This is a genomic window from Fibrobacterota bacterium, from assembly GCA_019509785.1.
Classification (GTDB): Bacteria; Fibrobacterota; Fibrobacteria; order UBA11236; family UBA11236; genus Chersky-265.
This window is the reverse complement of record JAEKLQ010000050.1, coordinates 22127-37159: the sequence shown is the minus strand read 5'-3', so window position 1 is coordinate 37159 and position 15033 is coordinate 22127. Positions and strand designations below refer to the sequence as shown.

7 protein-coding genes are annotated in these 15033 nt (G+C 65.3%); 6 read left to right on the top strand and 1 reads right to left on the bottom strand.

The features are described 5' to 3' along the window. The first annotated feature begins 87 nt into the window (after window positions 1–87). The 6 genes from JF616_15175 (at window position 88) to JF616_15150 (ending at window position 13316) form a co-directional block, all read left to right on the top strand. Window positions 88–1566, top strand: a complete 1479-nt coding sequence (locus tag JF616_15175) for an Ig-like domain-containing protein (protein MBW8889094.1) — start codon at window positions 88–90, stop codon at window positions 1564–1566. 107 nt (window positions 1567–1673) lie between these two features. Further along, window positions 1674–5534 carry an exodeoxyribonuclease V subunit gamma gene (locus JF616_15170; protein MBW8889093.1) on the top strand — a complete coding sequence of 1287 codons (3861 nt, stop codon included), beginning with the start codon at window positions 1674–1676 and terminating at the stop codon, window positions 5532–5534. Beyond that, on the top strand, window positions 5527–9294 hold the full coding sequence (locus JF616_15165; GenBank protein ID MBW8889092.1) for a UvrD-helicase domain-containing protein: 3768 nt from the start codon (window positions 5527–5529) through the stop codon (window positions 9292–9294). The genes JF616_15170 and JF616_15165 overlap by 8 nt, the downstream gene beginning before the upstream one ends. Beyond that, complete coding sequence (locus tag JF616_15160) at window positions 9291–10787, top strand: AAA family ATPase (GenBank protein ID MBW8889091.1); 1497 nt, start codon at window positions 9291–9293, stop codon at window positions 10785–10787. Before JF616_15165 ends, JF616_15160 begins: the two co-directional genes overlap by 4 nt. Further along, entirely contained in the window at window positions 10735–11544 is an 810-nt protein-coding gene (locus tag JF616_15155; GenBank protein MBW8889090.1) for an ATP-binding domain-containing protein, read from the top strand. The genes JF616_15160 and JF616_15155 overlap by 53 nt, the downstream gene beginning before the upstream one ends. A 122-nt stretch (window positions 11545–11666) precedes the next feature. Next, window positions 11667–13316, top strand: coding sequence for an FHA domain-containing protein (locus tag JF616_15150; GenBank protein MBW8889089.1), 1650 nt, complete (start codon window positions 11667–11669; stop codon window positions 13314–13316). Here JF616_15150 and JF616_15145 read toward each other — a convergent pair. After that, the gene (locus tag JF616_15145) at window positions 13313–14947 is read right to left on the bottom strand and encodes a hypothetical protein (protein ID MBW8889088.1); all 1635 of its coding nucleotides are present in this window, start codon (window positions 14945–14947) and stop codon (window positions 13313–13315) included. The two genes, JF616_15150 and JF616_15145, sit on opposite strands and share 4 nt — an antisense overlap. Window positions 14948–15033 lie beyond the last annotated feature (86 nt).

Genomic DNA, 15033 nt, shown 5'->3' with positions numbered 1-15033 from the left:
CCTCCCTATCGCGCGGCGCGTCATGCGCGCGCGGGGATTCCGCCTTAAACTAGGGTCCGTGGCCCATCCGAAGCGGAAACCCTCCTTATGAAATTCATGGAAGCGATCAGGAACTCCCTGATGGCGATGGCGGCCTGCGCCGGCCTCTCCCTTGCCGCCGCCCTCCCCTATTCGGTTTTCCCCGCCGACGGCTCCACCGTACCCGCGGATGCCCCCATCCGCATTACCTTCCCTTCCGCCTCGCATGCGGGTACCGCGGGAGTCTTCCGGTTGCGAGCCGCCGATAGCCATATCGTTTACTCCCTGGACATCGGCCGCACCGCGTCCGGCACCCTGAAGGCCAAGGTGGGAGGGGATTCCCTGGATATCCACCCGGTAATCGTGTCCGGCACGGAAGCCTATCTCTTCGTAGCCGCCGGCAGCCTCGCTTATGGAACGACCTACACGGCGGAAATGGACGCGGGGGCCTTCAGCGGGGCGAACGGGGCCTACCCCGCCGCGTCCTGGACCTTTACCACCGCGGCCCGCCCCGCTTCGGGCCGTTCCGCTTATACCGTAGCCGCCGACGGCAGCGGGGACTTCTGCACGGTCCAAGGGGCCCTGGATTTCCTGGCCCAGGGTACCGCGCAAGTTACGGTAACCATCAAACCCGGCACCTACCGGGAAATCCTCCGCTCGGTGGGCCGCAACTCGCTTTCCCTGGCCGGGACCAATCGGGATAGCTGCGTCATCCGCGCCGTCAACAACGACAAGCAAAACGCGGGGACCTCGGCCCGGGCCCTAGTGCGCCTGTTCGGGGACGATTTGTCCTTGCGCGATCTCACCTTCCTCAACGACACCCCCGACGGCGGCTCCCAGGCCGAAACCCTGTTCTTGCGGGGCCAGCGTTGCGCCATCCGCAATTGCGTGTTCCACAGCTTCCAGGACACCATGCAGTTGGAAGGCCGCGTCTACCTGGCCGATTGCCGCATCGAAGGCGCGGTGGACTACATCTGGGGCAGGGGCATCGCCTTCTTCCGGAATTGCGCGCTGTACTCCAACGCCGACGGGTACATCGTCCAGTCGCGCAATGCCAAGGGCCAGCGCGGATACGTATTCGTGGGATGCGCCTTGACCGCGGCTTCGGGCGTGAAATCGAGCTATCTGGCCCGCGATGGCAACGGGGACTACCCGGACGGCGACGTGCGCTACATCGATTGCACCATGGGGACGCACGTGCCCAAGGCCGGCTGGCTGGTGCAGACCGTGGCGGGCGCGACGCCCAACTTCGCCGAATACGGGAGCAAGGACGCGCAGGGGAAAGCCCTCGACATGTCCGGACGCGCGGCCTATTCGCGGGTGATGACCGCCTCCGAGGCCGACGGCCTGCGCAAGGCGGTGAACGTGGTGGGCGGAACCGATGGCTGGGATCCGGAAAAGGCGACGGGGCTGGTCCCGCCGCGACCGCGCGAGGCGGCCGCAGGGCTCCGCGGCGGGCTCCGCTTCGGGCCGGAAACCGGTTTCGACGCCCGGGGCCGGCATCTGCCGCGACGGGGATTGGCCTCCCCGCATCCGTTCGGGATCTAAAAGGCAATCAACGGTAAAACCTCGGGGCCAGGTTTTGACCCTGGTCCTCATCCCCGCTAAGTTATTATTCCGGATGGCCGTCCGCGAAGGATGGCCCCACCATTTGAATGTCGGCCCAACTATTCTTCAGCAATTCCCCCGCGCTCCTGCTCGCGCGCCTCTCCGATAACCTGGATTTTTCGGATCCCTTCCGATCCCCCCGCATCGCCACGCCCACCCCGGCCATGAAGCGCTGGGTGCAATTGCGCCTGGCCGAAAAGCGCGGCATCCTGGCCAACGTGGAATTCCTGCAATTGGAACGCATGCTCTGGAAGCGCCTGGAAGAGCTCGATCTGGAGCATGTGGCGGAAGGGCGCAAGCCCGCGCGCCTGTTGGATGAGCAAGGGATCCAGCTTTTGATCCTGGCCTTGCTCCGCGCCGATCCGCCCGCCGAGGCGCGGTCGTACCTGGACGCGGACGTCCGGGCGGACCTGCGGGCCCGGGGCGAGACGGATTTATACATCCAGCGTTTGTGCCAATTGTCGCGCAAGTTGGCGGGTTACTTCCGCGAGTACGAATATGGCCGCGTGCGGGAGCATGGCCACGAAGGCTTGGCGGCGCTGTGGATGCAAGGGAAGGATTGCTTCCAGGGCTACCTGGGGGCGGGCGTTCCCGCCGCCGAACGCGCGCGGGTAACCGCGATGGAACGCTGGCAAAAGCGCATCTACTTCGATCTATTCCGCCCGGGAGGCCTGCGGGACCGGCTCGGGGAAAGCACGGGCCAATACCGCTACACCTTGCCCCAGTACGCCGAAATGGTACTGTCGCAGGCGCGCCAGGCCGCCGAGCCGGGGCGCATCGCGCCGGCCTACCATCTTTTCGGGTTGTCCCAGATCTCCCCCTTCCACCGTTCCCTGATCCAGCGCCTGGCAGATGAAGAATCCTTGGGGGGCCGCCACGCGCGCTTCCACATCTACTCCCTCAACCCCTGCGCCGAATACTGGGAGGACGTGCTGACCCCGGGCGAGCGCATGCGCCAGCAGGGGAACCTTTTCCATCGCAAGAAGTTCGTGGGTTGGCGCGATCTGGAAGAAGCCGAAAAGGCCAAGCTGCGCCTGCCGGAAAAAGCCATCCAGGCCGAAGAGCTCCATCTCGAGGAAAACGAAAACCCCCTCCTTTCCCGCTGGGGCAAGCCGGGCCGCGAGAATATCCAGTTGTGGTGCCAGGTCACCCAATACGCCTTTTCGGAATGCTTCCGGGAATCCGGCGCGCCGACCATGCTGGGCGCCGTACAGGACGCGGTCCTGAATCGGCGCGGGCGCCTGCCCGACGAGGAACGCGTATCCCAGGACGATTCCATCCAGATCCTCGCTTGCCCCGAAATCCATCGCGAAGCGGAGACGGTGCAACAGGGCATCCTGGAGGCCTTGCGGCGGGATCCCGATCTCCGCCCCGACGACATCGCCGTGCTTGTCCCGGACATGGAGAAATACCGTTACGTCCTTTCCGCCGTCTTCGGCCGCACCGCCGAGGGCGATCCCGGCCACGTGCCCTTCAACCTGGCGGACACTTCGGCGGCCTCGGAGAGCGACTATGCCCGCGCCGTCCGGCAAATGTTCGACCTGGCCCTGGGCCGCTTCAGCCGCAAGGAAATGTTCGCCCTGGCGGCCAATCCCTGCTTCAAGGATGGCCCGGGTTCGGACGCGGCTGCCTTGCAGGCCTGGAGCGCATGGACTTCGCGCCTCAACATCTTCCATGCCTACGACGGGGAGGACAAACGCCAGCGCGGCTACTCCTCGGATCCGCTGCATACGTGGGCCCATGGCCTCGATCGCCTCGTGCTGGGCACCATCATGGAGTCGCCCGCCGAAGACGATCCCCGCCACTTCGAATCCATCGTCCCCTTCGCCGACGGCAATAGCCCCGACCGCGAATTGCTGTCCCGTTTCCTGGCCATGGTGCAAGGCTTGCACCGCGACCTCTCCCCCTTCCGCGATCCCGCCCAGCGCCCCTGGTCCATCTGGATCGATCTCTGCGAAAGCGTGTTCGACCGCTACCTGCAAGCGCCGGAGGACGAACCGCTGGAAGCCTACGTGCGTACCGAACTGCGGCGGACCTTGACCGAATTGCGCGCCTTCGACCAGGCGGATGCGCTGGCGGCGGACGCCCCGGAAGGGCCGGGGGTCGCCTTCCAGGCTCCCCGGGAATTGATCCTCGCGCGCCTGGAAGGGCTCAAGGCCGGGCGCGAACCGCATCTGGCCGGAGGGGTGAACGTCGCCGCGCTCGGATCATTGCGTTCGCTACCATTTAAATTGGTCTACGTGTTGGGGCTGGGCGAAGGCGAATTCCCCGATGAAGAGGGTTCCTCGACCTTGGACTTGCGCCGCTCGCGGCGCGTCATCGGGGACGTAGATCCCGCGGGCCGTAACCGCTATCTCTTTCTGGAGACCTTGCTCTGCGCCATGGGCAGGCTGCGCCTCTGCTACGTTTGCCGGGACGCGCAGCAAGGCCGGACCTATCAGATGTGTTCCGTCTTGCACGAGTTGGCCGATTACCTGGAAGAGTGCGTGCTCGCCGGGGAACCGGATGGATCCGCGGCCCGCTTCCGCCCGGTCCAGGTTCCCTTGCTCTCGCGCGAACCGTCCTTGTTCGCCGAGGGCGCGCGCGCGCCTTGGGATCCTCCCCCCAATCCTTTCCGCGAGGACAGGGTGCTGGCTTGGCTGGAGCGTCGCCGCGAAGAAATACCGGATCTGCCGCGCTGGTTCGCCTCCGCCCAGGGCGCGCCGGCCCGCGATCTGCGGCCCGCGCCACCGCCTCCCCCCCGGGAATCGGATCCGGGCCCGGCCGCGCTGCCTCTCGATGATTTCCGCCTCTTCCTGGAAAACCCCGCGCGTTACGCCTTGCGCCGCCGCCTTCTGATCCGCGACGACAGCGACGAGGATCCCATGGAGCAAGAAGACGAGCCGTTCTTCTGCCCGCCGCCGGCGGATACCGACCTGATCCGGCGCGTGGCCTACCGCCGCCTGATCTCGCCGGACGGCTCGCGTGCGGCTTGCCGTGCCTGGTTCCTCCAGGCCTATGCCAACCTGGGGCTGCGCGGCCTGATGCCCGCCGGGCCTTACCGTGAGTTGGATCAGGAGCGCCTTTGGCAAGCGGCGGAAACGGCCCTGGACGGCATCGACGCCTTCTTCGCCGAACTGGAAAAGGACGGGAAAATCCTCCAGCGCCTGCCCAACCTGGTTTTGGGGGACGGCTCCGCGCGCGGCATCCTGCATCGCATGCGGGACGTGCCGATGCAGCGCCTCCCGCCCGCGCGCCTGCGGGCGGCGGGCTTGGACCTGGAACTGCACGGGGAATTGCCCGGCTTCTACCGTAACGAGTCGGATGGGGCCTGTTCCGCCTTGGTGTTCTTGCCCTGGGACTTTAAGCCAAGGCATTTGCTGCCGGCCGCGCTGGGCTATGCCGCCGCGCTCCTGACCGATAGCGAAGCCGCCGGTTGGTTGGCCGCCGCGCCTTTCACCATCCGCTATATCTTCAAAGACAAGAAGCGCTATGGCTGGGGCAATTGGGCCCCCTTCCGCATGGATCGGGAACAGGCGGAAGCCTGGCTGGGCGGATTGGCCGAAGCCATGCTGACCGGCGCCGGTTTCGACTCGCTCCACTTCGACGCGGTTAAAAAGGTACTGGCTCCCCAGAACCGCTTGCTGGACGGGATCGATTACGCCGCCGCCTTGCGGGAGGAGTTGGAAGACGAGGACGAGCCCGAGTGGGGCGCGTCGGTCCCGCCCGATAGCGAGGTCCTATTGGCTCCGCAGGTGCCGGACGACGCGGAAGCCAAGGTCCGCGCGCGCCTAGGTCCTTTCTTCAACTTCAAGCCCGCCCCTGGCGGGCCGCACGCCACAGGCGGGCCGCACGCCACAGGCGGGCCGCAAACCACAAGCGGGCCGCACGCCGAAGGCGGACCGCCCGCGGGGAGCGCCGATGCCTGAAGCGCATCTCCCGCCCACCGTGGCCGCAGCCGGTTGTCCCGAAGTGATCTCCGCTCTCGATCTCTCTAAACCGGGATTGCTGGAGGCTTCCGCGGGGACGGGCAAGACCTACGCCATCGAACATCTCGTCTTGCGCCTGCTGTTGGAGACGCCGGATTTAGAATTACCATCTATCCTGGTCCTAACCTTCACGGAGAAGGCCGCCGGCGAGCTGAAGGACAAGATCCGCGCCCGCCTGGCCGCGCGCTTGGCCCAAGGCGGCCTACCGCCCGGGGCCCGGGAACGCCTGCGCCGCGCCCACCTGGAATTCGATCGCGCGTCCATCCATACCATCCACGGGTTCTGCCAGCGGGTCCTCCGCAAGTACGCCTTCGAGACGCGCGGCTTGTTCCGGCAGGAATTGCTCAAGAACGTGCCCCAGGCCCTGGAGCTCGTGCTTTTCGAAGAGATGCGCTCGACCTGGCTGGCGGGATGGGGCGACGATGGCATGGATGCCTTCCGCCGCAAAGCCGAGGCCTTGGGGCTGGGCGGGCGCGGGCCTTGGGTGGCGCGCATCACCGGCATCGCGAAGGAATTCAATCCGGAACGGGGAGACGTCATTTTGCCGGAGTATTCGCCGGAACGGATCGCCAGTCTACGGGCCGAGATGGGCGAGGCCTTGGCGGAAGCGGCCCGCGAGGTATCCGAATTGCGGCCCGGGAGCGAAGAAGGGCATCCTTTCCTCGCGCGCTTCGCCGCCATCCGCTTCCGCAGCGATACCACCCGCAAGAAAGGCGCGCGCATCCTGCTGGCGGCATTGCGGGCGGCGGCCCGGGCGGACGGGATGGTCGGGACGGCCGGGACCGGAGGCGTTACGCGCCAGGCATTGGCGGAAGGGTTGCTGGCCGAAGTCGAGGAAATAGGCTTGACGGGGATAAAGAAGGAAGGCTTCCGCTTCCTGGCGCCGACTTCCGAAGTAGCGCCCGAGCCTTGGCCCGAGTTGACCGCGTTCCTGGCCTGCCTCGATCGGATCCGCGCCTCCGCCGCCAAGGCGCTCGCGGAAGAAGGCGCGCTGGCCTTCGCGCCCCGGCGCGAGGTGATCCTGGATCTGCGCGCCAGGCTCCGCGCTTGGCTCCAGGAGAACGGCAGCATCACCTACGACAGCATGATCGAGAACGTATGCCTGGCCTTACGCGAAGGGCCGGAGCGGGTGGCCTTGCTGCGGCGCGAATACCGCTATTGCCTAGTCGACGAATTCCAGGATACCGATCCGCTGCAATGGGAGATTTTCCGCCGCGCCTTCCTCGATAGCGGCGGCGCCAATCCCCTTTACCTCATCGGGGATCCCAAGCAAGCCATCTACCGTTTCCGCGGCGGCGACGTTTACACTTATATGGAGGCCCGCAAGGCCATGTTCGCCTTGAGCCGGAAGGGCATGGCCCAGGGCCGCGGGCTGGACACCAATTTCCGGTCCAGCGCCGCCATGGTGGCGGCCTGCAACGCTACCTTCCTGCATGCGGGCTGGTTCCAGGCGCATTCGGTCGATCCCGCCGACGCCGCCTGGCGCCTGGCCTCCGAGCCCGATCCCCTCGGATACCTCCCGGTCCGCAGCGGGAATTTGGCCGTGCAACGGGCCGAGGACGGTCTGCATGAAGGCAAGCCGATCATCCTCAAGGACTTCTCCGTGGACGCCCCGGGCCGGAGCGAAATCCGCCGGCGCCTGGGGCAATGGATCGCCTCCGAGATCCTGGAGATGATGGCCGATCCGGATCGACTGCGCATCCCTGACAAGGCTACCGGCGTTCTACGCCCGGTGGGCTGGGGCGATATCTGCGTGCTGGTACGGAAGGCGCGCGAAAAGGAATATCTGGAGCGGACGCTGGCGGCGGCGGGCATCCCCGCGCAATCCGCGCGGCGCGCGGGCCTCTACCAGAGCGATGCGGCGCTGCAATACCTGGCGGTGCTGGAATCCCTGGAAGACCCGAGCGATGCGGGCAAGCATGCGCGCGCCCTCTTGACCCGCTTCCTCCGCGCCGAAGGCGATCCGCCCCCCGCGCGTCCGCCGGCGTCCCCCCATCCGCTGTTCGAAGAATGGCAACGCTTGGCCGCGCGCCGGCGTTGGCAACGGCTTTTCCATTCCCTGCTGTACAAGAGCGGCATCCTCTATCGCGAATGCTTCCGGGCGGACGCCGATCGCGGCATCATGGACTTGACCCATATCGGGCAGAACCTGGTGCAGGAAGCCATCCGCGAGAACCTGGGGCTGCCCGGCCTGGTCCAGCGCCTGAGGGATCTGCGCGCGGCGCCGGCGGGGGCCGAAGAAGAGGCGGACATGCGGCGGGAGTCCTCGGAGGGTGGGAAGGTCACCTTGATGACCATGCACGTGAGCAAGGGACTGGAATTCCCCGTGGTGTTCCTCGCCTCCTGGTCGGGCAATCCCCCGCCCACCTTTCTGAAATACCGATCGGGGCTGAACACCGTCTACCATCTCGACAAGGATGATCCCGAGGCGCGCAAGGCCTGGAAAGAGGAATCCGAAGGCGAGGACCGGCGCTTGTTTTACGTGGCCCTGACGCGGGCCCGGTATAAGTTGTTCGCCCCCCTGTTGCCCGCGGGCACGGGACGTTCCGATGCCGGCCCCCTGGGCGGATTCGTCGCGGCGGCCCTGCGGACCGCCGCGGTGGCGCGCCCCGAGCTGTTCCACCGGCTCCCGGACGAGGATTATTCCCGGCCTCCGCTCGCCCGGCCCGTGGTCGCCCGACCCTCGGTCGCCCGGCCCGTCGCCGCCGGCCGCCAGGGTAACATAGATGTTACCCAAGATCCCGCCGGCCTTTTCCCCGGATACCCATCGGAAGATCCCCTGGCCCGGGAGGATTTCGCGCGCCGCCGCCGGCGTCTCGCGTCCTACTCCCTCCTGATCCGCAATAGCCATGGCTTCGCGGCCGAAAACGTCGAAGGCCGCTTCGATAAGGACGAAGCCCCGGCGGGCCTGGAAGACACCGGCCCCGAGGAGGCGGCAGCTTCGACGGCCGCGGCGGAGATGCCCGGGGAAGTTCTCCCCCGCGGCAAGGAAATCGGCAACTTGCTGCATGAAATCCTGGAAGCGATCGATTTCGCGGCCGTAGGCGCGGCGCCTTCCGCATCCGCCCTGCTTGCTCCCGGCGCCGTTCGGGATCTTTTCGAAGAGCGTATGCTGGAGCATCGCCTGGATCCGCGCTGGCTTCCCGAGGTCGCCGCCTTGATCTGGAACGCCTTGAACGCGCGCCTGCCGGATCCGGCCGGAGGCGAGGCTTTCCGCCTGGCCGACGTCGGCGAGCGGCGGCCCGAAATGGAATTCCTCTTCCCCTATCCCGCCCGATCCGGATCGGCCGGGCCCGACGGATACCTGTGGGGATTCATCGATCTGGTCTTCCGCCACCGCGGGAGGTACTACGTTTTGGATTGGAAATCCAACTACCTGGCCGGCTACGGCCAACCGGAACTCTCCCGCAGCATGTCCGAAGCCCGCTACGACGTGCAGTATAAGCTCTACGCGCTCGCCGTGGATCGATGGCTCTCCGGCCTGGTCCCCGGATATGCCTTCGAGACGCACTTCGGCGGCGTCTTCTATCTCTACTTGCGCGGCATGGGTCCGGAGGCCCCCGGCCAAGGCGTCTTCGGCCTGCGGCCGGCCGCAACCGAGACGCGCGTCGAGTACCCCCGGGTATTGGCCGGACTCCTATCGGAGATAGGCCGTGGCGGACGCATCGACGCCGCCGCGCTTTTCCCGGAGCCCGCATGAACGGCGGATCGTGGCAAAAGCTGCAGGCCTACGCCCTGGAGCACGGGGCCTTGGATGAAATCGATCGCATCCTGATCGGCACCCTGGCGGCCAAGGCCCGCCGCGAGGAGGATTTCGCCTTCCACATCGTGCTGGCGTGCCTGGTCGCGGCGGTGCGTTCGGGAGGCCTGCGCATCCCCATCTCCGGCCGCGGTTTGGAACTGCGCCTGGATGAATGGCTACGCGCGCTGTATTCGGCCGCCGCGCGGGCGGAAGGCGCCGCTCCCGATCCCGCATCCTTCCCGGAACCCCGCGGGCTGGCCCTGCGCATGGCGGAAGACTTCACCGCCTCGCGCCTGGAAGGAAGGTACGATGCCGTGCTGGGCCGCATCGATCCGGCCACCGGGCGCGCGCCGCCCTTCCTGCCCTTGATCCATTCGGGGGATGGCTTGTATTTCCAACGGCATCATGCCGCCGAAGCGCTGGCCGGAGCGCGCCTGAGACGCCTTCTGGACGCGCCCGATCTTCCCTTCACCCCCGCCGAAACGGAACGGACCTTGGAGACGGTGCTGGAGCGGCGGCCCTTACGATCGGGGCCTGCGGCCGATGCGGCGCCCATGGCTTTCGTGGGCGCTCAGCGCGCCGCCATGGTTATGGCCTTGCATAAGCGCTTCACCGTGATCTCGGGCGGACCCGGAACCGGCAAGACTTCGCTGGCCGCCAATCTGCTGCGGGCCTGGGTCCGGCTTTGGGACGTACGCACTCCGCGGCCCCCGCGCATCCGACTCGCCGCTCCCACCGGCCGCGCCGCCCAGCGCCTGTCCGAATCGATCAAGCGGAGCCTCGGCACCCTTCTAGGGCCGGCGGAGGGACCGGAGGCGGAGGCCGACGATTTCGTCGGGCGGCTTCCTTGCTCGACCCTGCATGCCTTGCTGCGATATCAACCGGCCACGGGCGATTACTTCCATCATGCCCATCGTCCCTTGCCCGCGGATCTGGTGCTGGTGGACGAAGTTTCCATGGTGGATATCTTCCTGCTGGCGCGGCTGTTGGATGCCCTCGAAGAGGGCGCCTGCCTGGTCCTGATGGGGGATATGGATCAATTGCCCTCGGTGGAAGCCGGATCGGTCCTCGCCGATCTGGCGCCCGCCGGCGCGGCCGGGAATCCGCTGCGGGATCACCTGGCCATCCTGGACCGCAGTCATCGCTCCGATGCGAGCATCCTGGCGGCTGCCCGGGGAATCAACGCCATGGATGCGGAGGCCGCATTGGCTACGATGCCCCCGCCGCTCCCGATCCCGAACTCGCCATCGTCCTCGCCCTCCTCTGCGTCTTCGTCGTCGCCTTGGCCGGTCGCATTCCGCGAAGCGGGGAAAACCCTTTGCCAAGGGGGAGGTTGCCGATTCGTGATCCCTCCGGCCCCCTTACGCGGGGGCAACGACCCCTGGCGCGGAGGCCTGGATGCTCTTCTTGAATCCTGGATCGGATTCCATTACCTCGCGCACCCCCTTTGATCCGGCGCGCCATCCCGGGCGGGAATTGGCAACCCCGCGCCGCGCCGCCTACGCCGATGCCATCGCCTCGCTCTGCGCGCTTCCCGATGTCGCGGACGCCCGCTTGCAGCCACTATTGGGGGAGGCCTTCGCCTACGTGGATCAGGCGCGTATCCTCACTTTCACCCGCGTCGGATGGCATGGTTCCGTCGCGCTCAACCGGAAAATCGGGGAGATGTTACGGCGCCGATGGGAAGAACTGGGAGACGGCCCGCCTAGGGGCGGTGGCCCGCCGGGTGGCGCGAGCCCTAAATCCGGCGGCGCTCCGGGCCGCGGAAGCTCGTCCAGTAGCCCTAGCGCTCCCGGCGAAACGTTCCCGGGCGCGCCATTGCTGATCACCGAGAATGATCCGGCACGCGGACTATTCAATGGCGATGTGGGTCTGCATTTGCGCATGGCAGGTCGCGATTTGGCCTGGTTCCGCCGCGGCGAGGGATTCCAATTCCATCCCGTCGCCTTCCTGCCGCGGCACGAGCTCGCATTCGCCATGACCATCCATAAATCCCAGGGTTCGGAATACGATCAGATCCTATTGGTGCTACCGGAAAGCGGCAACCGCCTTCTTTTCAAGGAAACCCTTTATACCGCGATAACCCGCGCGCGCCATTTCGCGGGGATATACGGGCCCGTCGAGGTTTTCCGCGAAGCCATCGCACGCAAGGTCATCCGCGAATCCGGACTGGCCGAATACCTCGTCCCCGCGCCACGACCCAGCTAATTGTTATTTTTGCGGGTCTAGCGGTCCAACGAAGGCGGAGGCGCCCGTATCCGGGATACTCCCCTTGTCCTGACCGGGCCCTCATGGTTTAATAGGAGTCGGAAAGGCTGGCCGAAGTACCGATGCCCTACATCGAGATCATCAGCAGTCCCGCCAACCTCGCAAGCAATCGCTTTCTTCTGAAAGAGGGCAGCAACGTCTTGGGCCGCGAGAAAGGTTGCGATATCGAGATCGCCGACCCGCGCATATCCTCCAAGCACGCGATCATCCTGGTGCAGGGCCAGGAGGCGGAAATCATCGATCAGAACTCCACCAACGGCATCTACCTGGACGACCAGCGGGTGCGCAAGGCCAAGTGGCGGGACGGCGCGACCCTATTCATTGGTAACACCGAATTGCGCCTGAAGGCCGGCGCCGCGGTGGACAATACCATGAAGACGGGCACTTCGCTTTGGGGCGTGCAGGAGACCGCTCCCGGCGCGCGCCCCCTGGAAGGGCGGCCCAAGTCCCTCAACAATTCCAGCTTCGACTTCAACATCGTGGAGGAAAAGAAAATCGGCGGGACCGCGGCCGATCCCTCCCAGGACAGCTTCGCAAAGCGCATGGCGGTCATCAACAAGATGATCAAATCCCTCGGGTTGGTTCACAGCGTAGCCGACCTTTTGGATCGCACCATGACTTTGCTCTTCGAGGCAGTGAATTGCGATACCGGCTACATACTGGTGACCGATCCGGCCAACCACGACGCCATCAGCGAGCACTTGGCGTACGAGCGGGGCGTGCGCAAGCAGAACCTGGAGGAGAAGCTATACAGCCGCACCCTGGTCTCCACGGTGATCCAGAAGAAGTCGGGCTTCATCTTCGACAGCGACGAGAGCGGCGAGCAGGATCAGAGTCTCTCCATATTCCAGTTGCGCATCAAGACGGCCTTATGCTGCCCCATCCATTCCGAAGGGCAGGTGTATGGCGTCCTGTACCTCGACAACAAGAAGCGCGGCGCCAAGTTCAACGGCGACGACCTCGATCTGGCCATGAACATCGCCGGCATCTCGGGCGTGGCCATCGAAAACCTGCAGCTCTCGAAGAAGCTGGAAACGGAATCGCTGATCCGCGATCACTTGAAGCGCTTCTGTTCGCCCAACATCGCCGATAAAATCATCGCCGAGCGCGGCAGCAGCGATTTCCACCTGCAATCGCAAAAGACCACGGTCACCGTGCTCTTCGCCGACATCCGCGGCTTCACCCCGCTCTCCGAATCCCTGGCGCCGCTCGAAGTCGCGCAATTGCTCAACAACTACTTCTCCGAAATGTGCGGCATCGTATTCGCGAACGGCGGCACGCTGGACAAGTTCATCGGCGATTGCATGATGGTGCTCTTCAACGCCCCCGTGCCGGTGGCCGACCACGAGTATTTCGCGGTGAAGACGGCCCTGCAAATGCGCAACCGCCTGCAGCAGAAGCTGCCCGAATGGAAAGCCGCGGGCATTCCCGAATTCCAGGTCGGCATCGGCGTGAACACCGGGGATGTGGTGGTGGGCAGCATCGGCACCAGCACCCGCATGGAATACACCGCCATCGGCGACACCGTGAACATCTCCTCGCGCGTATGCGGCATCGCCCGGCCCAACCAGGTCCTCATCACCGACAGCATGCTGGAGAAGGTGAAAGGCCGCTTCCGTACCGTAAGCCTGGGGGCCGTCCAGCTCAAAGGCAAATCGCGCCAGGTTTTCGTCCACGAAGTGGTGGACGATCTGGTGATGCCCAAGCGTTAACGCGGTTCCGTCTCCGGCATAGGCTTCAACTTCGCCAGCATTGCCAATCCCTTCGGGGGATGCGCCATGCGGCCGCACTTCTCCTTCGCCATCCGGATCAGATCGTTGCGGCAGCGGATGTGCCTTCGCACCAGGGTCGATTTCCGCAATATTTCGGAGGCTATCGACCCGGATCTGCAGTGGATCCTTCCTTCTCGCCAGCAAAACTGGTGCTTCGAATGGGGCCGGCAACGGCGCTCCGATTCTTTCGCGTTCTTGCATTGCACGGAAACCGTGGTCTGGTCAACCAGCCCGCGCATGCCGAAGCCGATTTGCTGGACGCCAACTTCGAACAGGGAGACCGCCGGCAACGGGGATGCCAGCGTGACCGTATCCACGGCCTCATCCCCCACGACCACGCGGTAGGCATCCTTGGAAACCAGCAGGTCGAGGGTGAAAGTGACACTGGGGGCGGAGCCGAGGGAACTTTCCTCGAACTGGTCGAAATCCAGCCCGCCGCTGGAGCCGAAGATCTCCACGAAGATTTTCCCGGGCTGGCCCGTAAAACCCATGTTCAGGAAGGCATAGTTGGCGAAGCTCTCGTCCGCATCGGCGTTGATCAGGAAGAGCGCCCCGCTTTCCGTGAAATCATTGGCGACCGGATCCAGTAATCGCATCCGATTGGAAAAGCGGATGACCGTATTGGTGTCCAGGGCCAAAGGGCACTTGGGGATCCAGTCCGCCGCCGCCGACCCCGATCCATCGCGGGCTTGGAATAAGCCATCCTCCGCGACCGCATCTTCATCCGCCCGCCATAGGGCGGTATCGATGGCGTTCCAGGGTTCGTTCAAGAGCGTGCGTTGGACCACGCACGCGGGCCTTTCGGCATCGCGCGGTTCTTGGGCGGATACGGTCGGCGGCGCCTCGTCGAACATCGACAAGGGATCGGCGCAGACCGCTTCCGCATCCAACACGCGAACCCGCACCTGCGGCAATTCCCCGCCGGAGCGGCGCGCCTTGTCGTCGACGGAAAGGATCAGGAAGGCGGCTTTACCCAGATAGTCCCCGCGGAGATCCCCGAGCGGCGGCGCGTAGGACATACGTACATCCCCATCAAGCACCAAGGCGCAGACCGATCGGCCCTCCAACCGCGCCAGACCGGTGGCGCGCAAGGGGACCAGGCCCGATACCCTATCAAGCAAGGTTTCCTTCTTTCCGGACTTGTCGGGGGAGCCCAAGCCCGCCCCGGCATCCAGGTAATTGCGCAATCCGTCCTCGTGATCCGGGCCGGCCGACTTCCAAGCGATCCGCACGGAGGAAAAGGCGAACCACCCTTCGTTACCGACCTCTCCGGCAGTAAGCGTCACCTCCTGGCCGATATTGCGGCTAAACCAATCGATGGTCGCCCGGTTGCCCACGCGTTTCCTGGAACAGCTGAGATCGGCTTCGGAAAAGCGGTTGCGCCCCGGGGACAACGCGTCCCGGTCCAGAACCATGAGCAAAGTCTGGTCGATGCAATCGGGACGGCTAGGCGGAGCAGAACCAACGCGCGCCGTTTGGATGGGGGCGGAAGAGTTGTTTGGGTTCGTGTCCAGGCATCCAAAGACGGTTAAGCAGAGCAGGCTGGTTGCCAGGTTCCTGCAAAATGACATGACGGATCCATTCGTTCGACCTATCCCGCATGCGGGTACGGAACAGGCCGAGCCAACTATGACGCGGAATGCCGATGAATTCAATA